We start from the raw sequence: 25,544 nt of genomic DNA on the forward strand, positions 1-25,544 counted from the left end.
GAATGAATTTCTCGGCTTGAACGCCGGAAATACCGGATTCGGAAAGTTCCTTTTCTGGAAGGCAAAGCGTGATCCGTTACGCGAAACCCACCTCGGTCGACGAAGCGCTCGCTTTGCTTGGCGAGGGCGCCTGGCGCATCCTTGCCGGCGGCACCGATTTCTATCCGGCACAGGGCAGCAAACCCTTCCGCGACAATGTTCTCGACATTAACGGCCTGGGTTCGCTGCGCGGCATTGCCGAGACGAGCGACCATTTCGTCATAGGCGCGCGCACGACCTGGACCGACATCGTCCGCCACCCCTTGCCGCCGGCCTTCGATGCCTTGAAACAGGCGGCGCGCGAGGTCGGCTCGGTGCAGATCCAGAACGTCGCCTCGGTCGCCGGCAATGTCTGCAACGCGTCGCCGGCCGCCGACGGTGTGCCTGCCCTGCTCGTCCTCGATGCCGAGGTCGAGCTGCGCTCGGTGGCAGCCACGCGGCACCTGCCGCTGCAGGACTTCATTCTCGGCAACCGCCGAACGGCTCTGCTGCCCGGTGAGATGGTCACGGCCATCCGCGTGCCGAGACCCGCTGCTACGGGCATGTCGGCTTTCGTCAAGCTCGGCGCGCGCCGTTATCTCGTCATTTCCATTGCCATGGTGGCGGCACGTCTGGTCGTCGAAAACGGCCTTGTCCGGCAAGCGGCGGTCGCCGCCGGCTCCTGCTCGGTGGTGGCCAGGCGGCTGGCCGGCGTCGAAGCCGCGTTGTGCGGGCTGCCGGCGGATGGCGGACTTGCCTTTGCGGTCCTGTCCGCGCCGATGAGCGAACTGTCGCCGATCGCCGATGTGCGCGGCAGCGCCGAATACCGGCTCGATGCGGTGCGCGAGATTGTTGCCCGCGCCGTGCTCGCGGCTGTGGGCCGGACGACTGGCGAAGAGGTGGCGGCATGAGCCAAATTCAGCCTGACGCGCGTGAAGCCTTGCCCGATCCGAGCAGTGCCCAGCCAGGCTTCGGCGCTGCGCGCGCCGATATCGTCTTCGAGGTCAACGGCGCCGCCGTCTCGGTCAATGTGCCGCCGCTGCGCCGGCTGTCTCTGGTGCTGCGCGACGAACTGGGGCTGACCGGCACCAAGGTCGGCTGCGATGCCGGCGATTGCGGCGCCTGTACGGTGCTGGTCGACGGCGATCCCGTCTGCGCCTGCCTGATGCCGGCGGCTTCCGCTGCCGGCGCATCGGTGACGACAGTCGAAGGGCTTTCCAACGGCCGGCTGTCGGCGTTGCAGGCCTCTTTCCTCGCCTACGGCGCCGCGCAGTGCGGGATCTGCACGCCCGCCCTGTTGGTTGCGGCGACGGCGTTGCTGGAGAAGAAGGCGAGCCCCACCGAGGTCGAGGTACAGGACGCGCTCGGCGGAATTCTGTGCCGCTGCACCGGCTACCGGAAGATCATTGCCGCGGTGATGGATGCCTCCGTGCAGGCAGTAAGCCTGGATTTCCGCTTGCCTCCATCCGGCCACGCGATCGGCTCCTCGCCGATCCGACTCGACGGCGTGCCGAAGGTCACCGGGGCTGAGAAATTCGGCGGCGATTCCTTCCCCGCCGATGCGCTGGCCGTGCTGGTGGTCCGCTCGCCGCATTATCACGCCAGTTTCGCCTTCGGCGACCTCGACGGCTGGGCGAAACAGCATCCTGGCATCGCCGGGGTCTTCACCGCCGCCGACATTCCGGGAAAAAACTGTTTCGGCGCTATCGGCCCATTCGCCGACCAGCCGGCGCTGGCCGAAGGTTTTACTCGTCTTCGCGGCGAGGCGGTGGCGCTGGTCGCCGGCGAGCGCGAGGCGATCCTCGATCTCGACCTGTCGGATTTTCCTATCCGCTGGAGCGAACTGCCGCATTTTCTGCAACCCGCCGAAGCGCAGGCCGAAGGTGCGGCGCTGATCCATGAAAGTCGGCCGGCGAACCTGCTCACCTCCGGCCTGGTCGAACGCGGCGACCCCGAGACGGCGCTTGCCGGCGCTGCGTTCACCGTGTCCGGCGCCATCGACACCTCCTATGTCGAGCACGCCTATATCGAACCGGAAGCCGGCTATGCCTATCTGGACGGCGACACGCTGGTCGTCGTCGCCTGCACCCAGGCGCCCTATATGGACCGCGACGAGACGGCGAAGGTGCTCGGCCTTGCCGTCGACAAGGTGCGCATCGTGCCGACCGCGACCGGCGGCGGTTTCGGTTCCAAACTCGACGTTTCGTTGCAGCCGCTGATCGGCCTGGTGGCGCTGAAGACGGGGCGGCCGGCGGCACTCGCCTACACCCGCAACGAATCGATGATGTCGACCACCAAGCGCCATCCGGCCGGGATGAAAGCGACCATCGGCGCCGATGCCGACGGCCTTGTCACCGGCATGATCTTCGAAGGTGACTTCAACACCGGCGCCTATGCAAGCTGGGGCCCTACCGTGGCCAACCGCGTGCCGGTGCACGCCTCCGGACCCTACGCGACGCCGAATTACCGCGCCGAAGGCCGCGCCATTCACACGCATGGGCCAATTTCCGGTGCCTTCCGCGGCTTCGGCGTGCCGCAGGCGACGATCATGCAGGAGACGCTCTATGACGAGCTGGCCGGCAAACTCGGCATGGACCGGCTCGACTTCCGCTTAAGGAACTGCCTTCGGAACGGTTCCGAAACGGTTACCGGGCAGCTTCTGGAGTCCGGCGTCGGCATTGCCGAATGCCTCGAATCGCTGCAGCCGCATTGGGTGCGCGCGACGGCTGATGCGGATGCATTCAACAGTGCCAACAGGGATAGAAAGCGCGGCGTTGGCGTCGCGTCCTGCTGGTATGGCTGCGGCAACACCTCGCTGCCCAACCCGTCGACAATCCGGGTCGGCATCGCGGCCGACGGCGCGGTCATCCTGCACCAGGGCGCCGTCGATATCGGCCAGGGTTCCAACACCGTCATCACCCAGATCTGCGCCGACGCTCTCGGCCTGCCGTTGGAGAAATTCCAACTGAAGAGCGCCGACACAGCCATCACTCCCGACGCCGGCAAGACCTCGGCCTCGCGCCAGACTTTCGTCACCGGCAAGGCAGCCGAAAAGGCCGGCCGCGCCTTGCGCGAAAAGATCCTGCGATTTGCCAATGTTTCCGAAAACGCAGCCCTGCAACTCGACGGCCCCGCGATCGTCATCCGCGAAGGCGAAGCCACGCGCCGCATCGATCTCGCGACATTGGATGTGGATACCGAAGGCTTCGTCTTCCGTGCTGAGGAGACCTACGATCCGCCGACACTGCCGCTCGATGCCAAAGGACAGGGCAAGCCCTATGCCGTTTACGGCTATGGCGCGCAGATCGCCGAACTGGAGGTCGACCTCAAGCTCGGCACGGTGAAGCTGCTGAAAATCACCGCCGCGCACGATGTCGGCAAGGCGATCAACCCGCTGCTGGCCGAGGGCCAGATCGAAGGCGGTATCGCGCAAGGCATCGGCATGGCGCTGATGGAAGAGTACATCCCCGGCCGCACCGAGAATCTGCACGACTATCTCATCCCGACCATTGGCGACGTGCCGCCGATCGAGACCATTCTCATTGAAGTTCCGGACCCGGAAGGACCCTTCGGTGCCAAGGGTTTGGGCGAGCATGTGCTGATCCCGACGGCACCGGCAATCCTCAATGCCATCCGCCACGCCACCGGCGTCCTGGTCACCAAGATACCGGCGACGCCGACGCGTATCCGCGCTGGCATCCGCGAAAAAGATGGCATCCGCGAAAAGGAGGCACGCCGATGAGCGAGCTTGCCGAACGCTTCGAAACCCATGATCCCGGCGAGAAGCTGGTGGCGGAGAAGATCCGCTGCGATGCCTGTCCGGTGATGTGCTACATCGCGGATGGGCGCACGGGCGCCTGCGACCGCTACGGCAATGTCGGCGGCAGGATCGTGCGGATGGACCCGCTGACGATCCTCGACCATGCGGCCGAGACCGGCGCGGCAATCGTGCCGTTCATTGCCGAAGGCGAGGCCTGGGACGGCGAACTGGTCAACACCGGCCGCCGCTTCGTCACGGCAATCGGCGCCGGCACCACCTATCCCGACTACAAGCCGGCCCCGTTCATCGTCAGCCAGGAAGTCGAAGGCGTCGATCTCGTGACCGTGGTCACCGAAGGCATTTTTTCGTATTGCGGCGTCAAGGTGAAGATCGACACCGACCGTCATATCGGACCCGAAACGGCTGTCGTGCGATCGCAAGGCGAAGCGATCGGCCATGTCACGACGGGAGAATATGGCTCGCAGATGCTGTCGCTGGGCGGTGTGCATCACCTGACCGGCGGCTCCAAGGCCGAGGGCCGCGCCACCTGCGACGCTCTGCTCAATCTGTGCAACCGCAAGCCGGTGGAACTGGCCATCGACGGCGGCGCCACCATAACAGTCGAAGCCGGCAAGGCGCCTGTCATCGACGGCAAGCAGGAACACCGCATGCGCGTCGGCTGCGGCTCGGCGACCATCGGCATGTTCGCCACGCAATGGCGCGGCCTGGTCGACGAGGTGGTGGTGGTCGACGACCACATCACCGGCGTCGTTTCCGAGCACCAGGCTGGCAAGGTTCTGGGCTGGCAGGATACGGGCATCAAGATCATTGGTCGCCGTTCGACGCCGGGCCGCTATTTCAAGGTCTCCGAACCCGGTCTCGGCTGGGGCGGCACCAGCATTTCCGACCCACTGTCGATCCTCGGCGAGTGGAACGCCAAGAAAGGCGCGCGGCCGGGTCTGTCGCTGCTGATGGTGTCGACCACCGGCGAGCAGTTCGCCTATTACGAGCTCGATGACGAGCTGAAACCGGTGCAAAAACCTTTCCCCGAACGGCTGCAAAAGTCGGTCGGCCTGATCGAGGACAATTGCGAGCCGGCTTTGTGCACGGTGCTGTTCATCGGCGGTGCCGGCGGTTCGCTGCGGGCCGGCGTCACCGAAAACCCGGTCAATCTCACCCGCTCGGTTCAGGGCCTGAAGACCTATGTGACGGTCGGCGGCGCGCCGGTCTATGTTTGGCCGGGCGGCGGCATCACGCTGATGGTCGATGTCACACGAGTGCCGGAAGGCGCCTTCGGCTATGTGCCGACGCCGGCGCTGGTGGCCCCGATCGAGTTCACGCTGCGCCGCGACGACTATGTCAGGCTCGGCGGCTACGAGGCCGAGATACGCAGCGTCGAGGACATTGTCGCAAAAGGCGGTGAGTACCTGAATCCGCGCCGCGGCACCGGCGCCGAAGCCAACAATCCATGGCCGCCACTCGCGCAGCTACGTCGTGCCGGCCCGAACGGGGCCGGGTGATGCAAGGTCCGCAAGCCCATTGGCTGCAGGACGGCAGGCGGCTGCATCTCAACCACGGGCCGATCGACCTGATCGTCGAGGTTTTTGGTGAGGCGGATGAATGCCGCCGAGCCTATGAACAAGCCGTAGCGCGGTTCCAGACGATCCTGATGGAGCTGGTCGAGGAACTCCCCGAATTGCGGCTGCCGGCGTTTTTCCTGGCGCCGCGCACATTCGCCGGCCCGACGGCGCGCCGCATGGAGGCAGCCGTCATGCCCCTGGCGGAATGCTTCATAACACCGATGGCCGCCGTCGCGGGATCGGTAGCCGACGAAATGCTCGCCGCATTGCTTGAGGGTCGCAAGCTCGATCGCGCCTATGTCAACAACGGTGGCGACTGCGCAATCCATATCGGCAGGGGACAGTCGATGGGATTGGCGGTCGCCGGCACCGGCAACGGCATGGCCGACCGGATCACGATCCGCGCGGAAGATGGCGTTCGTGGCGTTGCCACCAGCGGCTGGCGCGGCCGCTCCTTCTCGCTTGGCATTGCCGACGCCGTCACCGTGCTCGCGCGGACCGGCGCCGAGGCAGATGCGGCAGCGACCCTCATTGCCAACGCGGTGGACCTGCCCGGCAATCCCGCCATCAAGCGCATTCCCGCACATGAATTGTCGCCCGACAGCGATCTCGGCGCGCGCCTGGTGACACATGGTGTCGGCACGCTTGCCCTTGGCGAAGTGGCGCGGGCGCTGGACAATGGCCTTGCCGTCGCCGAAGATTTTCGCCGGCGCGGCCTGATTGCCGGATCGGCGCTGTTTCTTGGCGGTGAGGCCCGCATCAGTGGCTCGGTTGCGCTTGCCGCGCCCAACAAAAGTTCGAGGGAGGAAGTTGCCCATGCCTGAGTTTCCAATCCGCAAGATCGCGGTGCTGATCGAAGAGATCTTTCACGAGGGCGGGCCGGTGGCCCAGGTGCCGCGCCGCCGCGCCGCCGCCATGGCGCTCGTGAAAAATCCGTTCGCCGGGCGCTATGTCGAGGAGCTGCAGAGCGCCATGGACGATCTCAAGCCGCTCGGCTTGCTGCTCGCCGACCGGCTGATCGCGGCGCTCGGCGGCGACGTCAAGCAGATCGACGGCTACGGCAAAGGCGCCATTGTCGGCGCGGCGGGCGAGTTGGAGCACGGTGCGCTGTGGCATGTGCCCGGCGGCTACGCCATGCGCGAGCGGCTCGGCGACGCCAAGGCGATCGTGCCGTCGGCCAAGAAGGTCGGCGCTTTCGGTTCGAAGCTCGACGTGCCGCTCGGCCACATCAACGCAGCCTATGTGCGCAGCCATTTCGACGCCATGGAAGTCGGCATGTCCGATGGTCCGCGCCCCGACGAGATCCTGTTCTGCCTCGCCATGACCTGTGGCCCCCGCATCCACGATCGCATGGGTGGTCTCGCGGCCGATGACATCAAAGCCTGGGATGGCTTGCGGTGAGCGGCGAGGACAATCTGCTCAAGCTGGTCGAGGTCGAGACCCCGGACGACCAGGATTACCTCCTGCAGGAGCAGGTCGGCTTCATCCTGCGCAAGGCGCATCAGCGCCATGTCGCGATCTTTGCCGCGCATATCGGCGACCTGACGCCGCCGCAATTTGCAGCACTTGCCAAGCTGCGGGACGTCGGCGAGACCTCGCAGAACCAGCTCGGCACGCTGATCGCCATGGATGCGGCGACGGTCAAGGGCGTCATCGACCGGCTGAAGGCGCGCGGCCTGGTCGAGCTTTCCAGGCACGAGGTCGACAAAAGACGGCTTCTGGTCAATCTGACCGCGGCAGGCCGCCATGCGATCGAGCGCCTGATCCCGCTGGCGCGCGAGATCACCCAGGAGACGCTGGCGCCGCTCTCCGCCAAGGAGATCGCCACCTTCATGAAGCTGCTGGTGAAGCTGGCTTAGACCGCCGGGCGCCAAAAAGGCACCCGGCAGGAAGCTTGGCTCAGAGGCCGTTGTCCTTCAGCACTTGGGCGGCGTTTTCCTTGGTGATCTTCTCGGTCGGCAGAGTGATGGTCTTTTCGACCTTCTCGCCGTTGAGGAACTTGATCGCCTGGCGCAGGCCTTCGGCGCCGGGAGTGACATAGGTGAAGGTCGCCGTCAGCTCGCCCTTGTTCACCATCTGCACGCCTTCATTGGGCAGGCCGTCGATGCCGATGAACTTGATGTCCTTCTCGCGGCCGACATCCTTGGCGGCGAGATAGGCGCCATAGGCCATCGGGTCGTTGTGGCCGTAAACGAGATCGATCTTCTCGTTGCTCTTCAGCGCGTTGGCCATCAGATTGTAGGCCTGGTCCTGCTTCCAGTCGCCCGATTGCTGGTCGAGCAGATATTTGATGCCCGGTTCCTTGTCGGTGAATTCATGGAAACCGTCATGGCGGTCATGCGCCGGCTGGGTGCCCATGCCGCCCCAGATCTCGACGACGTTGCCTGCAGCCTTGCCCTTGCCGCCAAGCAGTTCGACGGCATATTCGCCGGCCGCGCGACCGATCAGCGCGTTGTCGCCGCCGACGAACTGCGTGTAGTCCTTGGTGTCGACATTGCGGTCGAGCACGAAGACCGGGATCTTGGCGTCGATCGCCTGCTGCACGACGCCGGTCAAGCCGGCAGATTCCTTCGGTGACACCAACAGCGCATCGACCTCCTGGCGGATCAGGTTCTCGACATCGGCGACCTGCTTTTCGGTCTTGTCCTCGCCGTCGGTGATGATCAGTTCGACCTCGGGATGCTTGGCGGCTTCGGCCAGGATGTCCTTGTTGAACTGCGCGCGCCAGGGCTCGATGGTCGTCACCTGCGAGAAGCCGATCTTCCACTTCTTGTCCTGGGCGAAGGCATTGCCGGTGGTCAGAAGCGCGGTGGTGGTCAGCAGCGCCGCGGTCAGGGCGGCAAGCTTCAGCATGTCACGTCGTTTCATTTTTTGTTTCCTCCGAGATTGAGAGACGGTGTCTCTTGCGACGGCCGCTTTGCCGCGGCCGTTTCCTTGTGCGCCGATTGCCCGCCGGGCAGGCGCAGATAGGCCAGGAGATCACCGGCATTGCGCTCCTGCACGAGCACGGTGCCGATGATGATCATCCCCTTCAGCACCAGCTGAAGGTTCGAATTGATGTTGTGGAGCTGCAGGATGTTGGAGAGCAGGCCGAAGATCAGCACGCCGCAGAACGTGCCGGTGAGACTGCCGCGGCCGCCCATCAGGCTGGTGCCGCCGATGACCACGGCGGCGATGGCATCGAGCTCCAGCCCGGCGCCGGCATCCGGCTTGCCTTGCCGGTACTGCGCGACATAGAGCACGGCGGCGATGCCGGCGAGCAGCCCGGAGACAGCATAGGTAGCGATCTTGACGCGGCCGGCGGCGATGCCGGAGAGGCGCGCCGCCTCCTCGTTGCCGCCGATGGCGTAGACATAGCGGCCGAACGGCGTGAAGCGCAGCACCGCGCCATAGATCAGGATGGCGCCGAGGAAGAACAGGCCCGGCATCGGGATGATGCCGAACACCAGCGAGCGCAGGATCTCGAAATCGGCGGTCGCGTTGGAGCCGGTATAGACCGGCAGCACCGCATTGTTCTGGCCGGCGGTCAGCCGGGCGATGCCGAGCGCCGTCACCATCATCGCCAAGGTGACGATGAAGGGTTGCAGCCGCCCGGCAACGATGATGAAGCCGTTGAGCGCGCCGAACAGCAAGCCGACGCATGGCGCCACCAGCAGCACGCCGAGCACGCCGAATTTCGGCTCGATCTGCGGCAGCAGAAACCACAGCGACAGGCAGCACAGGACCACGCCGACGACGGCGGGCGTGACCAGGCCGCGAATCCCGTCCAACTTGATCTCACGGAGGAGGTCGGCGCCGGCACGGGATTTTGCCAGGTTCTGGAAAATGAAGCGGGTGACGACGAAACCGAGGCAAAGCGCCACCAGCGCGACGGTCGGCACGCCCAGCACGACGCCCGGCGTCACGCCAGGAACCGTCAGCAGCATGGCGCAGACCACCGAGCAGATGGCCATCAGCGAGCCGACGGAGAGATCGATGCCGCCGGTGATGATGACAGCCGTCATGCCGGTGGCGATCAGGCCGGTGGTCGACACCTGGCGCAGCACGTCGAGCAGATTGCCGTAGGAGAGGAAGATGTTGTTGCCCTTCGAACTCATCGGCGAGCCCAGCACGCCGATCAGGAAGATGGCGATCAGGCCCCAATAGAGTTTGGTCCGGGACAGGAGTTTCAGGGCAGTCATGCGGCTGGTCTCGATATGGTCCGGCACGGGGCGGCGAGACGCATGATAGCCTCCTCGCTGGCCGCATCGCGGGAAAGAATGCCTGTCTGGCGGCCATCGGCCATCACCAGGATGCGGTCGGAGAGATGCAAAAGCTCCGGCAGTTCGGAGCTGATGACGGCGATGGCGAGGCCGTCGCGCGCCAGCCTGAAGATCAGGTCGTAGATCTCGCGCTTGGCGCCGACATCGATGCCGCGCGTCGGCTCGTCGAGCAACAGCACCCTCGGCTTCGTCGCCAGCCATTTGCCGATGACAACTTTCTGCTGGTTGCCGCCCGACAGCGTACCGGCGGGCTGGTCGATGTCCCGGCAGCGGATGCCGAGGGCCCTGACCGCCTGCCGCGCCAGCCCCTGCTCGCCGGCCAGCGAGCGGATGCCGAAGCGGGCCAGCGAGCCGACCAGCGGCAGCGCGACATTGTCCGCGATCGAAGCCTGCAGATGCAACCCTTGCGTCTTGCGATCCTCGGTGACCAGCGCGATGCCCAGCCGCCTTGCATCGCGCGGCGAACGGATATCCACGGGCTGGCCGCCGACGTGGATTTCGCCGCCGGTGCGGCCATCGCTCGAACCGAAGATCGCTTCCAGGATCTCGGTGCGGCCCGAACCCAGCAGCCCGCCAATGCCGAGGATCTCTCCGGCGGCAAGATCGAAGCCGACGCCGTCGATCACCGTGCGCCAGCCATGCGCATCGCGCTTCGACAGCGACAGGTTTTCGACCGAAAGCACGATCTTGCCGCCGGAGTGGCGCTCTTCCTGGGAGGAAGCAAGCAGGTTGCGGCCGACCATCGCCGAAATGATCGCATCTTCGTCGAGCCTGGCCATCGGCTCGGTCAGCACATGGCGTCCGTCGCGAAACACGGTGACGCGGCCGGCCAGATGCATGACCTCGTCGATGCGGTGCGAGATGTAGACGATGGCGACACCGCTCTCGGCAAGCTGGCGGATGATGCGGAACAGCCGCTGGCATTCGGCCGGCGAAAGCGCCGAGGTCGGCTCGTCCATGATCAGGATGCGTGCCGACATCGACAGCGCCTTGGCGATCTCGACCAGCTGCTGCTCGCCGACACGCAGGGCGCCGACGCGGGCTTGCGGATCGAGTTCGATGCCGAGCCGCTGCAACAAAGCACCCGCCGCGCGGCTGCTTGCCTTGCGGTCGACGATCAGCCCTGCGATCAGCTTCTCGCGGCCGAGGAAGATGTTGTCGGCGACGCTGAGTTCGGGCACCAGGTTGAGTTCCTGATGAATGATGGCGATGCCGGCATCCTCGGCATCGCGCACTCCGGCGAAGCTGACGGGGCGGCCATCGACGCTGACCGTGCCTTCATAGCCGGTATAGACGCCGGAGAGGATTTTCATCAGCGTCGACTTGCCGGCGCCGTTCTCGCCCATCAAGGCATGAACCTCGCCGCGACGCAGCTCAAAGCCTACATCGACAAGCGCGGCGATGCCGCCGAAGCTCTTGGAAATGCGCTCGGCACTCAGAACGGTGTCCGACCGATCAGCCGCACCGTGCTGCGGGGAAAGGGAATTGCTCTCTTGCATGACAATAGCGGCCTCCCTTCCGTCGTCGTCAATTTCCCGCAAACGCTAATCTAAACGTTTCGATCATGTCAAGCCGATATAAGGTGCCGGGCGTTTGATGCAATTCGATTCTTGCTTAAAAGGACAGGATTCCGTACGTATTGGCCAGCAGGGGTGGCGAAACGTTTCGAAAATGACAGCGTCAGGGCAAAAAAGACACCGCAAATCCACCGCGCCCACCATGCTTCATGTGGCTGAAGCGGCGCGTGTTTCTGTCGCCACCGTTTCGGCGCTGATCAATGGCACGGCGACGGTCAGCCCGGAGCTTAGCCAGCGCATCGAGCAGGCGATCCGCGATATCGGCTACAAGCGCAACGCGATCGCCCGCAGCCTGAAGATGGGCACGACCCGCACCATCGGACTGACCGTGCCGCACATCACCAACCCGTTCTTCACCGATGTCGTCTCGGTCATCCAGCAGGCCTTCGACCGGGCCGGCTATGCCGTCATGCTGTGCTGCACGGACGAGGATTTGAACACCCAGGACGACCAGATCAGGCTGCTGCTCGACCGCATGGTCGACGGGCTGATCGTGGCGCGCGTCGGCGACGGCGCGATCCTCAAGCGGATCGTCGACGACGCCAACGTGCCGGTCGTGCTGCTCGATCGTATCTGCAAAGGCGTCGACACCGATGCCGTGGTGCTGGACAACCAGCGCGCGGTGTTCGACGCCATCACCTATCTGATCAATCTCGGCCACCGGCGCATCGGTTACATCACCGGCACCTCGGACATCTCGCCGATGCATGACCGCATGGCAGGATATCGCGAGGCGCTTCACGCCGCCGGCCTGCCGATCGCCGAAGAACTGATCCGCTTCGGCAATTTCCATGAGATCGACGGCTATACCGAAACCATGCAGATGCTTTCCTCGCATGATCGGCCAAGTGCTATCTTCTCGGCCAACAACCCGATGGTGATCGGCACCATGAAGGCGATCCGCGACATCGGCCTGTCCTGCCCGGAAGACATTTCGGTCGCCTGCTTCGACGACTTTCCATGGTCCGACGTGTTCCAGCCGCAGTTGACCACGGTGGCCCAGCCGGTGCAGGCGATCGGAGAACAGGCGGCCAATCTGCTTCTCGACCGTCTCGCCGGCAACAGGGACGCGCCGCCGCGCAAGCTTTTGCTCAAGGGTAGGCTGATGATCCGCAATTCATGCCGCCCGCTCGGGGCGATGGCGCAGAGCGTAAGCGCGTAGTCTTTCGCCAGCGTATATTCGTACCAGGAGTTGTCAGGCCGCCTGCGACAGGGATTTGTGCGCCTCGGCCAGGATCTCGAACGATCGCACCCGCGCCGCATGATCAAAAATCTGCGCGGTGACCATCAGTTCGTCGGCGCCGGTGCGGCGCACGAAGGCATCGATGCCTTGCCGCACCGTTTCCGGGGAGCCTACGACGGCGCAGGACAATGCCTGGCCGAGCATTGTCTTTGCCATGGGATCGAGATCGCGGTCATAGTTCTCGACAGGTGGCGGCAGCCGGCCGGCCCGACCGGTGCGCAGATTGACGAAAGCCTGTTGCAGCGAGGTGAACAACAAACGGGCCTCCGCATCGGTGGGCGCGGCGAAGACATTGAGGCCAAGCATGACATGCGGCTTGTCGAGCTGCTCGGACGGCTGGAAGCGCGAGCGGTAGACATCCAGCGCGTGATCCAGCTCCGCCGGCGCGAAATGCGAAGCGAAGGCGTAGGGCAGGCCGAGCATGGCGGCGAGCTGCGCGCCGTAGAGGCTGGAGCCAAGGATCCAGACCGGCACGTCCTGGCCTTCGCCGGGCACGGCTCGGATGCGCTGGCCCTCCTCGGCCGGCTGGAAATAGCCCATCAGCTCGACGACATCCTGAGGGAAATTGTCGACCCCGGCCTCGAGATTGCGGCGCAAGGCACGGGCGGTGCCCATGTCGGTGCCGGGCGCCCGGCCGATGCCGAGATCGATGCGGCCCGGATGCAAGGCGGCCAGCGTGCCGAACTGCTCGGCAATCACCAGCGGCGAATGGTTGGGCAGCATGATACCGCCGGCGCCGACGCGAATGGTCTTGGTGCCGCCGGCGACATGGGCAATGACGACGGCTGTGGCCGCGCTGGCGATACCCGGCATGTTGTGATGCTCGGCCAGCCAGAAACGCTTGTAGCCCAGGCGCTCGGCATGGCGGGCAAGATCGAGCGAGTTGGCCAGCGACTGCGAGGCATCGCTGCCTTCGACGATCGGCGACAGGTCGAGAACGGAAAGAGCGGTCATGGGTGGGATCCTGTGTCAGGACCGCATGTAGGAAGCATCCGGCGGCGCCGCAAATTCAAAAATATTGATCAGCCTTTGACAGCTTCGGGGTCGGCGATGTCGTCCTCCTCGACGACAACCGCGTGCTGCGCGGAGAGAAAATTGCCGACATGGCTGAGCCCGTCGAAATGATCGCAGAATACCTTGATGACGACCAGCAGCGGCACCGCCATCAGGGCGCCGACGAAGCCCCACAGCCATGACCAGAAGGCGATGGCGATCAAGATCGCCACGGCGTTGATCTCCAGGCGCCGGCCGACCACCATCGGCGTCACGAACTGGCCTTCGACGATGTCGCACAAGATCACGAAGGCCGGCGCCAGAAGCGCGTAGAAGATGGTATCGAAGCTGATCAACGCCATGACCGTGACAAGCGCAATGGTGATCAGCGCTCCGACATAGGGCAAGAAGTTGAGCAACGCCGCGGCGGCTCCCCAGACCAGCGGATTGGGCATGCCAAGCGCCCACAGACCGAGAGCGATGACTGTGCCAAGGCCGGCATTGATGATGGTGACGGTGAGCAGATAGTGCGAGATTTCGCGCTCGACGTCATAGACGACGCGCAGCGCCCGTTTCTTTTCGCTGAGGCGGGCGAAGGACTGGATGATCTTTTCATAAAACATCGTGCCGGAGGCGAGCAGGAACAGCGACAGCACGAAGATGATGGTCAGGCCTGTTCCCGCCGACAGGATGTTGCTGGCGGCCGCCGACAGGATGCCGGACTGCGCCACCGCCACCCTCTGAATGCCCGGCTCCTGCGAAGTCTGGGTCAGCTGTTCGATCTGATGCGAAATCTGCATGATCTTCTCGAGCGGGCGGCGCAATTGTGCCAGCCGTTCGGCAAGTTGCTGGCCTATCGAAGAGGTGTTGTTGATGAGGTCGATGATCGGTCCGCTGAGCAGGTAGCCTACGCTGGCAAAGATGCAGATCGACACCAGCACCAGAAGGGTCGCCGAAATCACTTCGGAGATGCCGTGCCTGCGCAGGAGCCTAACGATCGGCGTCAGCGTCAGCGCCAGCAGGAAAGCCAGAATGACCGGCATGAAGAAAGCGCGAGCGAAGTAGAGTGCATAGATGGCCATGAACAGGAAAATGCCGACGAGCAGCGAACGCATCAGATGCGTGTCGGCGCGGGCCGCAACGCGCGAATCCGATTCGTCGGCGACGGCGTGAGCCAAGGCAGCGGGTTCGGTTTTCATGCTCACCCTCGAGCCGGCGCCCTCGGCGATCGGCTATTGCCTGCATGAACGCAGAGTTATGGGCGCAGGTTCCATGAGCCGGCTTCCGGAATGAGGCCGCTCGCACCGGACTCCGGGTCAGGCGACCGGCGCTGCCGGTGCCGGCTCAGCCTTGGCTGTTTCCTTGCGTACGATTGGCGCCACCCTGGTGCCGTAGAGTTCGATCGCCTTCATGATCTTGGCATGCGGCATGGTGCCGATCGCCATCTGCAGCAGGAAGCGGTCGTTTTTGAAGATCTTGTGCTGGGCGACGATCTTCTCAGCCACTTGCTCGGGGCCGCCGACGAACAAGGCCCCGTTCGGGCCGCGCGACTGGTCGAAATGCGCTTGGGATGTCGGACCCCAGCCGCGCTCGCGGCCGATGCGGTTCATCACCTCCGCCTGCGGGCCGTAAAAATCGTCGGCCGCCTGCTCGGTCGTCTCGGCGATGAAGCCGTGCACGTTGATGCTGGTGGCGAGGCCCGCCAGATCACTACCGGCGCGCTTGGCGGCTTCGCGGTAGAGATCGAACAGCGGCGCGAAACGCGCCGGCTCGCCGCCAATAATGGCGAGCGCCAGCGGCAGGCCGAGCGCGCCAGCGCGGGCGGCAGACTGCGGCGTGCCGCCAATGGCGATCCAGACCGGCAGCCTGTCCTGGAAGGGCCGGGGATAAACGCCGCGATCGTTGATCGGCGCGCGCAGATTGCCGGACCAGGTGACCTTCACGCTGTCGCGGATGGCAAGCAGCAGATCGAGCTTTTCGGCGAACAGCTCATCATAGTCCTCGAGGTTGTAACCGAACAGCGGGAAGGATTCGATGAACGAGCCGCGTCCGGCCATGATCTCGGCGCGGCCTCCCGACAGAAGGTCGAGCGTGGCTAACTGCTGGAACACGCGCACCGGGTCATCGGAAGACAGAACGGTGACCGCGCTGGTCAGCTTGATGCGCTTCGAACGCTCGGCCGCCGCGGCCAAGGCCACGACCGGTGCGGAGGCGGCATAGTCGGGCCGGTGATGCTCGCCGAGGCCGAAGACGTCGAGGCCGACCTGGTCGGCCAGTTCGACCTCCTCGATCAGGTTGCGCAGCCGCTCATGCGGGCCGATTGCGCCGGGGCCCGGCTGCGGGCTGACGTCGGCGAAGGTGTAGAGACCGAGTTCCATCTAATGTCATCCTGATGTTGGAATTTGCCGCTAGACGTAGCCATCCGCCAACCTCGCTGCCAGAGGGGCGACGGTGAACAGTGCATGTCGTTTTCGACTCTATCTCTTCGTCGCAATTCCCAAGGGAAAGCGCTGCGCGCTTTTCCCTGGAAAACCGCTTCACATTTCTCCTGGAATTGCTCCAAAGGCGTCTCCCGGCTGCAACAGCCGACAATTTCATGGCTGCCATGCCGTTTTGGCGCTTGAACTCTCGGTTTTCGCGCGTATGTAAGCGTCGCGAATTGACTTCAGGGAAGTGGACTTGGCTATCTACAGGGAAAAAGACGTTTTCGAGCGGCGCAACGCCGCAAACGAGGCAAAGAAGGCGCTCCTCGAGCGCTTCAAGGCAAAGCCGGCGGCGGATGATCCCGCAGTGCTGGCGCGGCAGGCTGAACGCAAGGCTATCCTTGCGGCTCGCGAAATCCGCGAGGCCGAGAAGGCCCGGCTGAAGCAGGAGAAGCTGGCACGCGAAGCGGTCGAGAAGGCCGAGCGCGAGGCAGCAGCCGAAGCGGCACGTATCGCCGCCGAGGAAGCTGCACAGGCTGAGGCCAAGATTCGGGAATCCGAAGAGAACGAGCGCATCGCCCGTTTTCTGGCCGATGAAGCCGAGCGCAAGGCCAAGCGTGACGCGCGTTATGCGGCACGCAAGCAGCGCACCGGCAGGACGCCGCCGGGCTTCTCGGCCCGCTAGCCTCCAGGCTACGAAGCAATCGGCTTCGAGAATCAGGGTCGCCTCGCAGCGGCCCTGATTGTGTTTGTCCCATGCATGTCGCCCATAAGTGGTCCCGGTTTTGGGAGGACGACATGCATAAAACAAGAGCGCTATCGGTCAGGCGGCGAACTTCAATCCCATGATGCCGCAGACAATGAGCGCAATGCAGGCCAGCCTGATCGCGGTGGCTGGTTCGCCGAGCAGCCAGATGCCGAGCAGTGCCGTACCGACGGTGCCGATGCCGGTCCACACCGCATAGGCGGTGCCGACGGGCAGCGCCTTCAGCGCCAGGCCGAGCAGAGTGAGGCTGACGACCATCGAGGCAACGGTCAGCACGGTCGGCACCAGCTTCGAGAAGCCATCGGTGTATTTGAGGCCGATTGCCCAGCCGATCTCGAACAGGCCGGCGAAAAAGAGAAGAACCCACGACATCGACAACGCTCCATCAGAGCATCGGGCCGAAAAGCGATTTTCGGCGTCCGACGATCAGTCAAACAATGGCGGGTCGTCCCGTCCGGATTTTGGGGAAGCGCGAGGTCGTCCCCGCCACGCCAATATAGGAATTTCGAGCGCTCGATCAACAACGACCGGCAACAGCGCTGCCGGTCGCAATCCCATTTCGAAGCAAATCGGCCGGACTTACTTGTCCTTGAGCTTCATCGCCTTCACCGGCGGCGCCTTCAGGGCCGGAGCCGGGGCGGGCTTCTTGGCGTCCTTCTTCGGCTTGCGGGCTTCCTTGCCTGCCTTCATCGCACCTTTAGCCATGATTCGTTCCTCCTGATGTGGGAAGCGAAGTGAAACAAGAGAACCGCCGGACTGCAAGGGGTTAGCGACTGCTGCCGCCGTCAGCGGCTCGCTTTCAACCGGTTTCTAATTTGCTCGTAAACCATGGCGGTCCATGCCATGGTTGTCTTCGCACTGCAGCATCAACCCGTGCCTCCGCCCGGTGATCGTCAGGCAGGCCGTCAGGACGACAATGCGAATTCACATCGGCTGCGAGATGAGCTTCGACTTTCCGCAGGAAACGCCGCTCATCGCAATGCTGAATGTCCACTATTCGCGTGCCTCCGATCTCGAGCGGCCGGATTTCCTGATCTCCAACCCGCCGGTGCCGATCGAAAGCTATCGCGACAGTTTCGGCAACTGGTGCAACCGGTTCGTTGCGCCGCCCGGGCGTTTCACCTTCGGCACCGACGCGGTGATCCGCGATCCCGGCACTTTCGAGATGGGCGACCTGATGGCCTGGCAGCACGAGGTGCGCGATCTGCCGGCGGACACGCTGCTGTTTCTGCTGCCCAGCCGTTTTTGCGAAAGCGACCTTCTGGCTGATGAAGCGTGGCGGCTGTTCGGCAACACGCCGCTGGGCATTCCGCGCGTGCAGGCGGTCTGCGACTTCGTCCACAATCACATCGTCTTCAACTACGGCAATGCTCGGCCGACACGCACCGCCGCGGAAGCCTATCGCGAACAGAGCGGCGTGTGCCGCGACTATGCGCATCTCGCGGTCACCTTCTGCCGGGCACTCAACATCCCGACGCGCTATTGCACCGGCTACATCAGCGACATCGGTATGCCGAAACCATGGGCGAGCATGGATTTCTGCGCCTGGATGGAAGTCTATCTCGGCGGCCGCTGGCATGTCTTCGACCCGCGCAACAATGCACCGCGCATCGGCCGCATCCTGATCGCCTCCGGCCGCGACGCCGCCGACGTTCCGTTGACCCATATATTCGGGCCGGGAACGCTTGCCGGCTTCAAGGTGTGGACCAGCGAGATCATCGAGTAGTCGTTCTGCCTACCAGTCTCTAACGACAAACCTCTTTAACGACCGCCGTTTTTGAACGAGCCAGCGGTTCACACGTTGTGGTGGCTGTGGAGCTTCTTCCATCTGACCATTAGACTGGGTGTGCATCGAATGGGGACAGCACCATGGCCGGGCACGGCGGCTCAAAAAAGGTGATCTACGCGGCGCTCGCCGGCAATTTCGCCATCGCGCTGACCAAGTTCGCCGCCGCCGCCTTTACCGGCAGTTCGGCGATGCTGTCGGAGGGCGTGCATTCGCTGGTCGATACCGGCAATGGCGGCCTGCTGCTCTACGGCATGCACCGTGCCGCCCGCCCGGCCGACCGGACGCATCCTCTCGGTCACGGCCGGGAACTCTACTTCTGGAGCTTCATCGTCGCGCTCCTCGTCTTCGCGCTGGGCGCCGGCGTGTCGTTCTACGAAGGCGTGATCCATATGATGGCGCCGGAGCCGGTCGCCAACGCCGAGGTGACCTACATCGTGCTCGGCCTTTCCTTCCTGTTCGAAGGCAGTTCGTGGTGGGTGGCGCTGAAAGAGTTCCGCCAGCAGAAGGGCAAGCAGGGCTGGCTGCGGGCGGTGCAGTCGAGCAAGGACCCGAGCGTCTACACCGTGCTGTTCGAGGACAGCGCAGCACTTCTCGGCCTGATCGTCGCGTTCGCCGGCATCCTGGCGGCGGAAGTTCTGGAGATGCCGGAACTCGACGGCGCCGCCTCCATCGGCATTGGGCTGATCCTGGGCGCGACGGCAATCTTCCTGGCCCGCGAAAGCAAGGGCCTGCTGATCGGCGAGCCGGCCTCGCTCGAGGTCCAGAGACAGGTGCTGACGATCGCCCAGCAGGATCCGGCGGTGCAGCGGGCGAACGGCGTGCTGACCGTCCATATGGGGCCGGCAGAGATCGTCGCCGGGCTCAGCATCGAGTTCGAGGACCATTTGACGGCGCCCGAGATCGAAGCTTGCGTCGAGCGCCTGGAGGCGCAGCTGAAGAAGGAGATGCCGGAGATCACGCGGCTGTTCGTCAAGCCGCAGACGTCAGGCACCTGGGAGCAGCGGCGCAGGCTGATCGAGAACGCATCCGATCCGACCCTGGACTAGCGGCGCGCCATTGCCTCACGGCCTTGCCCCGCTAGATTGAAGGGACTTTGGAGGAACGAAGATGAGAATAGACGGCGGCTGTCATTGTGGCGCCATCACCTACGAGGCGGAGGTCGACCCGGAGAACACCGGAATCTGCCACTGCACCGATTGCCAACAACTGACCGGAACGGCTTTTCGCGTGACCGTGGGCGCGCCGGAAGGCCACTACCGGATCACCAAGGGTGCGCCAAAGGTCTATATCAAGACAGGATCGAGCGGCGACAAGCGCGCGCAGGGCTTTTGCGGCGAGTGCGGCTCGCATCTCTACGCGACATCGGTTGGCGACGGGCCGAAGGTTTATGGCATCCGGGTCGGCACGGCGCGGCAACGTGAACAGCTGGTCCCGAGACGGCAAAGCTGGCACCGCTCGGCGCTGCCCTGGTTGCCGGAATTCCCGGGTATGACGACCAAGGAAGAGCAGTAGGGCGGATCCGGCGCTGCTGCTCAGTTGTCGCCTTCGACGACCCTCAGCCTGAGCTGCCCGGTTTTCGAATCGGCAACGCGCGCGCCAGTATCGACTTTCGCGGCGGGAGCCCGTGACGCTGCGTCCGCGGCGGCATCGCCGTCGGGCTGCGCGCCGAACTCCAGCGCTTCGATCTTCTGGCCGCGCTTGGTGACCTTCGACGTCGAAACCAGGATGTCGTCGATGTCCTTGGCCGACTGGCCGAAATGGACCTGCAGCTTGCGCACCCGCTCATCGACACGCGCGACATCCTCCATCAGCCGAATGACCTCGCCCTGGATCAGATGCGCCTGTTCGCGCATGCGGGCATCCTTGAGGATCGCCTGGATGACCTGGATCGACAGCATCAGCAGCGACGGCGAGACGATGACGATTCGGGCACGGTGCGCCTTGTGGACGATCGCCTCGAAATTCTCGTGGATCTCGGCGAACACCGATTCCGACGGCACGAACATGAAGGCCGTGTCCTGCGTCTCGCCCTGGATCAGGTATTTTTCCGAGATATCGCGGACATGGATCTCGATGTCGCGGCGGAAGGCCTGCGAGGCGGCCTTCTGCAGGTCGGCGCCGTCGGCGGCGCGGATGGCATTCCAGGCCTCGAGCGGAAACTTGGCGTCGATGGCCAGCGACGGCGCGCCGTTCGGCATCTTCACCAGGCAGTCGGGACGGCTGCCGTTCGACAGCGTCGCCTGGAATTCATAGGCGCCATGCGGCAGGCCGTCGGCAACGATCGCCTCCATGCGCGACTGGCCGAAAGCACCGCGCGTCTGCTTGTTGGAGAGGATCGCCTGCAGCTGCACGACCTGGCCGGCGAGCGACTGGATGTTGCCCTGCGCGACATCGATGATAGCCAGCCGCTCCTGCAACTTGGCCAGGCTCTCATGCGTGGATTTGGTCTGCTCGGTCATGGTCTGGCCGAGCCGGCCGGTCATCGCGTCCAGGCGCTGGCCGATCGATTGCGTCAGCTCCGCCTGCCGTGCGCCGAACACTTCCGCAATGGCGCCCATGCGACCCTGCATTTCGGCCTGGCTTTGCAGAATTCCGGCCATCCGCGCCTCGGCATCGCGGGCATGATCGGCGGCTTCCGCAGCCGCCACGGCGCGCGCCTTCGCCGACCGCCACAGCGCAATGACCAGCGCCACGAACAGGGCCAGAAACAGCAAAGCGCCGAAGGCCAGCGCATGGCCGAGCGTGATGGTTGTGGCGCCAAGCCGGGCGACAGGCTCCGAAAGGATGGTGCTCAAATCATTCATGTGGACAGCATAGACGATTCGCCGCGATAGCACAGATCAAAACGTGAACGAGCCTCATGCCAACCGGTTGACGCTTTTCGCTGGAGGTCTTACGTGGAACGCCATGCCGATCAAGCCGCTCATCATCCTTCCCGACCCCATCCTGCGCCAGGTTTCCCAACCGGTGGAGCGTGTCGACGCGCCCCTGCGCAGATTAGCCGACGACATGCTGGCGACCATGTATGACGCACCTGGCATCGGTTTGGCGGCAATCCAGATCGGCGAGCCGCTGCGATTGCTGGTGATCGATCTCGCCAAGGAAGACGAGACGCCAGCGCCGCATGTCTTCATCAATCCGGAAATCCTGGAGAGCGCCGATGCGCGCTCCGTCTACGAGGAAGGCTGCCTGTCGATCCCGGATTATTACGCCGAGGTCGAACGCCCGGCCGCCGTACGGGTCAAGTATCTCGACCGCGACGGCAAGCTGCAGGAGATGGAGGCCGAGGGCTTGATGGCCACCTGCCTGCAGCATGAGATCGACCACCTCAATGGCGTCCTGTTCATCGACCACATCTCGAAGCTGAAGCGCGACATGGTGGTGAAGAAATTCAAGAAGCTCGCCAAGGACAAAGCGCCGGGCAAGCTGGTGGGATAGGGCATGCTCTGTCGGAGCACGGCCCCTCCGATCAGCCTCGGCGGTTCAGCTTCACGAACCTTCGATTGAAAATACCGACTTGCTGTGATATCAGTGATATCACGTAGGAGGTGTCTATGGGTGACATGCTGATCCGTGGGATCAATCCGGAATTGAAACGGCGTCTCGAGGAAAGTGCGCGGCTGAACAGGCGCAGCCTTTCGGAGGAAGCGGTCGTCTTGATACAGAAGGGTTTTGCAACACAATTTGCTGGCGCCGAAAAAGTCGGCGATCGCCTCTATTCGCTCGTCGGCGATGATCGTTTCACAAGCGACGAGATTCAGGAAATAGCGAGGTCGCGAAGTGAGGCCGATCGTGGGCCGCCTGATTTCCGTTGACCGAAATGATTATACTGGACACCAACGTCATATCGGACGTGCTATCGCGGCAACGGAGCAAAAACGTTCTCAACTGGTTGAATGGCCAAGAGCCTGCGACCCTTTTCCTCTCCACCATTGTTTTTGCAGAGCTCTATTTCGGAGCCTACCTCGTTCAGGAGGCCATCCGGCGGGATGGTCTTCTCCAAAGCATTTCGAGGATCCGGGGCGAATTTTCGGGTCGGATCCTGGTTTTTGGGGATCTGCCCGCAGAACACTATGGCCGCATTGCCGCGGCAAGACGACTCGCTGGCAGACCTGTCGAAACCAAGGACGCGATGATAGCTGCGATCTGCCAGGTGCACGACGCCACGCTTGCCACCCGCAACGTTCGAGACTTCGACGGACTTGACCTGAAGCTGGTAAACCCGTTTGAAGCCTGAGCTGACTTCCCGGCGCAGGTAGAGAGAAGGTCTCGGAAGAAAAATGCCCCTTCGCGTCATCTTCATGGGCACGCCGGAGTTTTCGGTGCCGACTTTGCGCGCGATCGCCGAGGCTGGCCATGAGATATCAGTCGTCTATACCCAGCCGCCGCGCGCTGCCGGACGGCGCGGGCTGGAGCTGACACCGTCGCCGGTGCAGCGCGAGGCGGAGCGACTGGGCATCGAGGTGCGAGCGCCGGTTTCGCTCAAAGGCGAGGCCGAGCAGACCGCCTTCCGTGCCTTGCGGGCCGACGTCGCTGTGGTCGTCGCCTATGGCTTGCTGCTGCCGAAGGCGGTTTTGGAGGCGACCCGGCTCGGCTGCATCAACGGCCATGCCTCGCTTCTGCCGCGCTGGCGCGGTGCCGCGCCTATCCAGCGCGCCATCATGGCCGGCGACCTGGAAAGCGGCATGATGGTGATGCGCATGGAAGAGGGGCTGGACACCGGCCCGGTCGGGCTGATTGAAAAATGCGCCATCGAACCCGATATGACAGCCGGCGATTTGCATGATCGGTTGATGAGCGTCGGTGCTGCCTTGATGGTGGAAGCGCTGGCGCGGTTGGAAGGGAACACCCTGACATTCACCACACAAGCTGTGGAGGGGGTGACCTACGCCAAGAAAATCGATAAATCCGAGACTCGCGTGGACTGGACTCGCTCAGCAAGTGAGGTCCACAATCATATTCGCGGCCTGTCGCCCTTTCCCGGCGCTTGGTCGGAGATAGGAATTGGCGGCCGCCGGGAGCGGCTGAAACTGCTTCGCTCGACGCTGTCGCAAGGCCTGTCGCCTTCGGAAGATTTGGGCGAGTCGGGAGGAATTCTCGATGATCGGCTGACGGTCGCCTGCGGGGCAGGCGCGATCAGGCTGGTCGAAGTTCAACGGGCGGGCGGAAAGCCCGCTGCCGCGTCGGAATTCCTGCGCGGGGCCAAGATCGAAAAAGGACTGAAATTCTCATGAGCATGATGTCGATACGCGCGGCAACGCCGCGGGATCGCGAGGCCATCCGCCTCGTCGAGGAACACGCTTTCGGCCAGCAGGCGGAGGCCGGTCTGGTCGACGCGCTGGTGACCGGCGGCGACGCGGTTGCCGAATTGGTGGCGGAAGAAGACGGCCAGGTGGTCGGCCATATCCTGTTTTCGCGGCTGTTCGTCCAGAATGGCGGCAAGACCTTCGCCGCCGTGGCGCTCGCGCCGCTGGCGGTGGAGCCCTCGTTCCATGGCAGCGGCATCGGCGGCGCGCTGATCCGCGAGGCGCATATCCGCCTCAAGGATGCCGGCGAAACGCTGGCCGTGGTGCTCGGCGATCCCACCTATTACAGCCGCTTCGGCTACAGCCACAAGCGTGCCGAGAACTTCGCGAGCGAATACCAGGGCGAAGCGCTGCAGGCGCTGGCTTGGGGCGATGCGCCTGACGCCGGCAGGCTGGTATACGCCTCCGCCTTCACCGCTCTCGCCGCCTAGGCGAGAGCGTATAGCCGCCCGGCATGCCGCGTTTTCGCCTCGACATCGAATATGATGGCAGCCTGTTTGCCGGCTGGCAGCACCAGGCGGATCAGCCTTCGGTGCAACAGGCGATCGAGCGGGCGATTGAAAAATTCTGCGGCGAAGCGATCAGGCTGCGCGCCGCCGGACGCACCGATGCCGGCGTGCATGCGACAGCGCAGGTGGCGCATGTCGATCTCGTCAAGGGGTGGCCGGGCGACAAGGTGCGCGATGCCGTCAATGCCCATCTGCAGGCGGCCGGAGCGCGCATCGCCATCTTGAAAGCGACGGTCGTTTCCGACAGCTTCGACGCCCGCTTCTCGGCCATCGGCCGCCACTATCTCTACCGCATCCTAAACCGCCGTGCCCCGGCCGCGCTCGACAAGGGCAAGGTGTGGTGGGTGCCGAAGCGGCTCGACGCCGGCGCCATGCACGAAGCGGCGAAAGTCCTGCTCGGACGACATGACTTCACCACCTTCCGCTCGACCCAGTGCCAGGCCAACAGCCCGATCAGGACGCTGGAACGGCTCGATGTGAGCCGACAGGGCGACATAGTCGAGGTCAGGGCTTCGGCGCGCTCGTTCCTGCACAATCAGGTGCGTTCGATGGTCGGCTCACTGAAGCGCGTCGGCGACGGCGGCTGGAGCGCGGCCGACCTGAAAACGGCGCTTGAGGCGCATGACCGCGCCGCCTGCGGCCAGGTGGCGCCGCCCGACGGGCTGTTTCTCACCGGTGTCGATTATCCAGTCGAGACGAGCCCGGACAGGCTCTGAACTCCGACATCGTCCGGCACGGTGATGCCGAGCAGCGTCTGCAGGCCGAACAGCACCAGCAGCGAGGCGATGAACATGCCGACGAAAACGGCGGTGCCGACCGATGCGCCCCTGCCGATCGTGGCGTTGGTCATGCGCCAGGTCAGCACCATCGACAGGGCAAACAGGAACAGCGACACAAGGCTCGAAACCTGGCTTGCGGACGACAGGAAAAGCCGGATCAGCGCCGAGGGCAGCATCAGCCAGGCGGTGATGGCCGAAGCCCAGTTGCTGGCGACGACGTAGTGGACGAAGCGGCCGCCTATGCCGGCGCGCGGCGCGATCAAAGCGAGCGCAACCAGCGGCAGCACCCAGGAGCCGATGTCGACCGTCGCCAGGCGCACCAGCATGCTGAAGCGCCCTGCGAAGGCGTCGGGATCGCCGATTTCGTTGGCGATACCGACCCAGCCGACGATCAGCGCCGGTGCTGCAACGACAATGGCGAAGAAGGAATTCCAGAAGCCGTCGGCCGACAGGTCGAGCAGGCGCAGGCCGTCGGCCTTGCCGAGCATCAATCGCCAGGCGCCCGTCAGCGAAGCTTGGGTTTCGTCCGCCGAAAGCAT

General features: G+C 64.1%; 27 protein-coding genes. 17 read left to right on the top strand and 10 right to left on the bottom strand.

Translation table 11 applies throughout. The features are described from left to right. Positions 1-68: 68 nt before the first annotated feature. From NKJ37_RS25130 to NKJ37_RS25155, 6 genes are read left to right on the top strand one after another with little or no spacing between them, the layout of a single operon-like run. Positions 69-929: an FAD binding domain-containing protein gene (locus tag NKJ37_RS25130; RefSeq protein WP_128304201.1), complete on the top strand. Its 861-nt coding sequence runs from the start codon at positions 69-71 to the stop codon at positions 927-929. Continuing rightward, a complete protein-coding gene (locus tag NKJ37_RS25135) occupies positions 926-3,760 on the top strand; it encodes a molybdopterin-dependent oxidoreductase (RefSeq protein ID WP_352775426.1) in 2,835 nt (944 codons plus the stop codon). The genes NKJ37_RS25130 and NKJ37_RS25135 overlap by 4 nt, the downstream gene beginning before the upstream one ends. After that, a complete protein-coding gene (locus NKJ37_RS25140; protein WP_352440582.1) occupies positions 3,757-5,298 on the top strand; it encodes a 6-hydroxynicotinate reductase in 1,542 nt (513 codons plus the stop codon). Before NKJ37_RS25135 ends, NKJ37_RS25140 begins: the two co-directional genes overlap by 4 nt. Then, positions 5,298-6,182, top strand: coding sequence for a UPF0280 family protein (locus tag NKJ37_RS25145; protein ID WP_352775429.1), 885 nt, complete (start codon positions 5,298-5,300; stop codon positions 6,180-6,182). Before NKJ37_RS25140 ends, NKJ37_RS25145 begins: the two co-directional genes overlap by 1 nt. Continuing rightward, positions 6,175-6,759 carry an amino acid synthesis family protein gene (locus NKJ37_RS25150; protein WP_352775432.1) on the top strand — a complete coding sequence of 195 codons (585 nt, stop codon included), beginning with the start codon at positions 6,175-6,177 and terminating at the stop codon, positions 6,757-6,759. The genes NKJ37_RS25145 and NKJ37_RS25150 overlap by 8 nt, the downstream gene beginning before the upstream one ends. After that, positions 6,756-7,217 (top strand): MarR family winged helix-turn-helix transcriptional regulator, encoded by a 462-nt coding sequence (locus tag NKJ37_RS25155; RefSeq protein WP_352775435.1) that lies wholly within the window; start codon positions 6,756-6,758, stop codon positions 7,215-7,217. Before NKJ37_RS25150 ends, NKJ37_RS25155 begins: the two co-directional genes overlap by 4 nt. A 40-nt stretch (positions 7,218-7,257) precedes the next feature. On the opposite strand, the gene NKJ37_RS25160 is transcribed toward NKJ37_RS25155, so the two are convergent. The 3 genes from NKJ37_RS25160 to NKJ37_RS25170 are packed head-to-tail and all read right to left on the bottom strand — an operon-like array spanning position 7,258 to position 11,119. After that, positions 7,258-8,226, bottom strand: a complete 969-nt coding sequence (locus NKJ37_RS25160) for a substrate-binding domain-containing protein (RefSeq protein WP_023810744.1) — start codon at positions 8,224-8,226, stop codon at positions 7,258-7,260. Further along, positions 8,223-9,539 carry an ABC transporter permease gene (locus tag NKJ37_RS25165; RefSeq protein WP_352720854.1) on the bottom strand — a complete coding sequence of 439 codons (1,317 nt, stop codon included), beginning with the start codon at positions 9,537-9,539 and terminating at the stop codon, positions 8,223-8,225. Before NKJ37_RS25165 ends, NKJ37_RS25160 begins: the two co-directional genes overlap by 4 nt. Next, positions 9,536-11,119, bottom strand: a complete 1,584-nt coding sequence (locus NKJ37_RS25170) for a sugar ABC transporter ATP-binding protein (RefSeq protein ID WP_352775439.1) — start codon at positions 11,117-11,119, stop codon at positions 9,536-9,538. Before NKJ37_RS25170 ends, NKJ37_RS25165 begins: the two co-directional genes overlap by 4 nt. Positions 11,120-11,339: 220 nt before the next feature. Here NKJ37_RS25170 and NKJ37_RS25175 point away from each other — a divergent pair, with 220 nt between their 5' ends. Then, entirely contained in the window at positions 11,340-12,359 is a 1,020-nt protein-coding gene (locus NKJ37_RS25175; RefSeq protein ID WP_352673003.1) for a LacI family DNA-binding transcriptional regulator, read from the top strand. Positions 12,360-12,392: 33 nt separating this feature from the next. On the opposite strand, the gene NKJ37_RS25180 is transcribed toward NKJ37_RS25175, so the two are convergent. From NKJ37_RS25180 to NKJ37_RS25190, 3 genes are all read right to left on the bottom strand, one after another. Next, positions 12,393-13,394 (bottom strand): LLM class flavin-dependent oxidoreductase, encoded by a 1,002-nt coding sequence (locus tag NKJ37_RS25180; protein ID WP_023810748.1) that lies wholly within the window; start codon positions 13,392-13,394, stop codon positions 12,393-12,395. A 68-nt stretch (positions 13,395-13,462) separates the two neighbouring features. Then, entirely contained in the window at positions 13,463-14,632 is a 1,170-nt protein-coding gene (locus tag NKJ37_RS25185) for an AI-2E family transporter (protein ID WP_023810749.1), read from the bottom strand. Between the two features lie 117 nt (positions 14,633-14,749). Further along, on the bottom strand, positions 14,750-15,811 hold the full coding sequence (locus tag NKJ37_RS25190; RefSeq protein WP_023810750.1) for an LLM class flavin-dependent oxidoreductase: 1,062 nt from the start codon (positions 15,809-15,811) through the stop codon (positions 14,750-14,752). Between the two features lie 301 nt (positions 15,812-16,112). On the opposite strand from NKJ37_RS25190, the gene NKJ37_RS25195 reads away from it, so the two are divergent. Beyond that, positions 16,113-16,541 (top strand): DUF6481 family protein, encoded by a 429-nt coding sequence (locus NKJ37_RS25195; RefSeq protein ID WP_023761392.1) that lies wholly within the window; start codon positions 16,113-16,115, stop codon positions 16,539-16,541. 138 nt (positions 16,542-16,679) lie between these two features. On the opposite strand, the gene sugE is transcribed toward NKJ37_RS25195, so the two are convergent. Beyond that, complete coding sequence (sugE, locus tag NKJ37_RS25200) at positions 16,680-16,994, bottom strand: quaternary ammonium compound efflux SMR transporter SugE (RefSeq protein WP_023810751.1); 315 nt, start codon at positions 16,992-16,994, stop codon at positions 16,680-16,682. A 207-nt stretch (positions 16,995-17,201) separates the two neighbouring features. Then, complete coding sequence (locus NKJ37_RS25205) at positions 17,202-17,327, bottom strand: hypothetical protein (protein ID WP_013528464.1); 126 nt, start codon at positions 17,325-17,327, stop codon at positions 17,202-17,204. Positions 17,328-17,538: 211 nt separating this feature from the next. Between NKJ37_RS25205 and NKJ37_RS25210 the strand changes: the two genes are divergently transcribed. The 3 genes from NKJ37_RS25210 (at position 17,539) to NKJ37_RS25220 (ending at position 19,923) form a co-directional block, all read left to right on the top strand. Then, positions 17,539-18,348: a transglutaminase-like domain-containing protein gene (locus tag NKJ37_RS25210; protein WP_023810752.1), complete on the top strand. Its 810-nt coding sequence runs from the start codon at positions 17,539-17,541 to the stop codon at positions 18,346-18,348. 143 nt (positions 18,349-18,491) lie between these two features. Further along, positions 18,492-19,457 carry a cation diffusion facilitator family transporter gene (locus tag NKJ37_RS25215; protein ID WP_352440613.1) on the top strand — a complete coding sequence of 322 codons (966 nt, stop codon included), beginning with the start codon at positions 18,492-18,494 and terminating at the stop codon, positions 19,455-19,457. A gap of 61 nt (positions 19,458-19,518) precedes the next feature. Next, a complete protein-coding gene (locus NKJ37_RS25220; RefSeq protein ID WP_127296482.1) occupies positions 19,519-19,923 on the top strand; it encodes a GFA family protein in 405 nt (134 codons plus the stop codon). Between the two features lie 20 nt (positions 19,924-19,943). Here the strand turns inward: NKJ37_RS25220 and NKJ37_RS25225 are convergent, their stop codons facing one another. Then, positions 19,944-21,215, bottom strand: a complete 1,272-nt coding sequence (locus tag NKJ37_RS25225; RefSeq protein ID WP_352775444.1) for a DNA recombination protein RmuC — start codon at positions 21,213-21,215, stop codon at positions 19,944-19,946. Between the two features lie 103 nt (positions 21,216-21,318). On the opposite strand from NKJ37_RS25225, the gene def reads away from it, so the two are divergent. From def to truA, 6 genes are all read left to right on the top strand, one after another. Continuing rightward, positions 21,319-21,849, top strand: a complete 531-nt coding sequence (gene def, locus NKJ37_RS25230; RefSeq protein WP_352553302.1) for a peptide deformylase — start codon at positions 21,319-21,321, stop codon at positions 21,847-21,849. A gap of 116 nt (positions 21,850-21,965) precedes the next feature. Beyond that, positions 21,966-22,226: a hypothetical protein gene (locus tag NKJ37_RS25235; RefSeq protein WP_023810757.1), complete on the top strand. Its 261-nt coding sequence runs from the start codon at positions 21,966-21,968 to the stop codon at positions 22,224-22,226. Positions 22,227-22,231: 5 nt separating this feature from the next. Then, positions 22,232-22,648: a type II toxin-antitoxin system VapC family toxin gene (locus NKJ37_RS25240; protein ID WP_023810758.1), complete on the top strand. Its 417-nt coding sequence runs from the start codon at positions 22,232-22,234 to the stop codon at positions 22,646-22,648. A 43-nt stretch (positions 22,649-22,691) separates the two neighbouring features. Continuing rightward, positions 22,692-23,645 carry a methionyl-tRNA formyltransferase gene (gene fmt, locus NKJ37_RS25245; protein ID WP_352775447.1) on the top strand — a complete coding sequence of 318 codons (954 nt, stop codon included), beginning with the start codon at positions 22,692-22,694 and terminating at the stop codon, positions 23,643-23,645. Further along, positions 23,642-24,148, top strand: a complete 507-nt coding sequence (locus NKJ37_RS25250; protein WP_352775450.1) for a GNAT family N-acetyltransferase — start codon at positions 23,642-23,644, stop codon at positions 24,146-24,148. The genes fmt and NKJ37_RS25250 overlap by 4 nt, the downstream gene beginning before the upstream one ends. A gap of 23 nt (positions 24,149-24,171) precedes the next feature. Next, positions 24,172-24,942 carry a tRNA pseudouridine(38-40) synthase TruA gene (truA, locus tag NKJ37_RS25255; RefSeq protein ID WP_128304188.1) on the top strand — a complete coding sequence of 257 codons (771 nt, stop codon included), beginning with the start codon at positions 24,172-24,174 and terminating at the stop codon, positions 24,940-24,942. Here the strand turns inward: truA and NKJ37_RS25260 are convergent. Further along, on the bottom strand, positions 24,909-25,544 hold the full coding sequence (locus NKJ37_RS25260) for a transporter (RefSeq protein WP_128304187.1): 636 nt from the start codon (positions 25,542-25,544) through the stop codon (positions 24,909-24,911). The two genes, truA and NKJ37_RS25260, sit on opposite strands and share 34 nt — an antisense overlap.

Source organism: Mesorhizobium sp. M0140 (assembly GCF_040322475.1).
Lineage (GTDB): Bacteria > Pseudomonadota > Alphaproteobacteria > Rhizobiales > Rhizobiaceae > Mesorhizobium.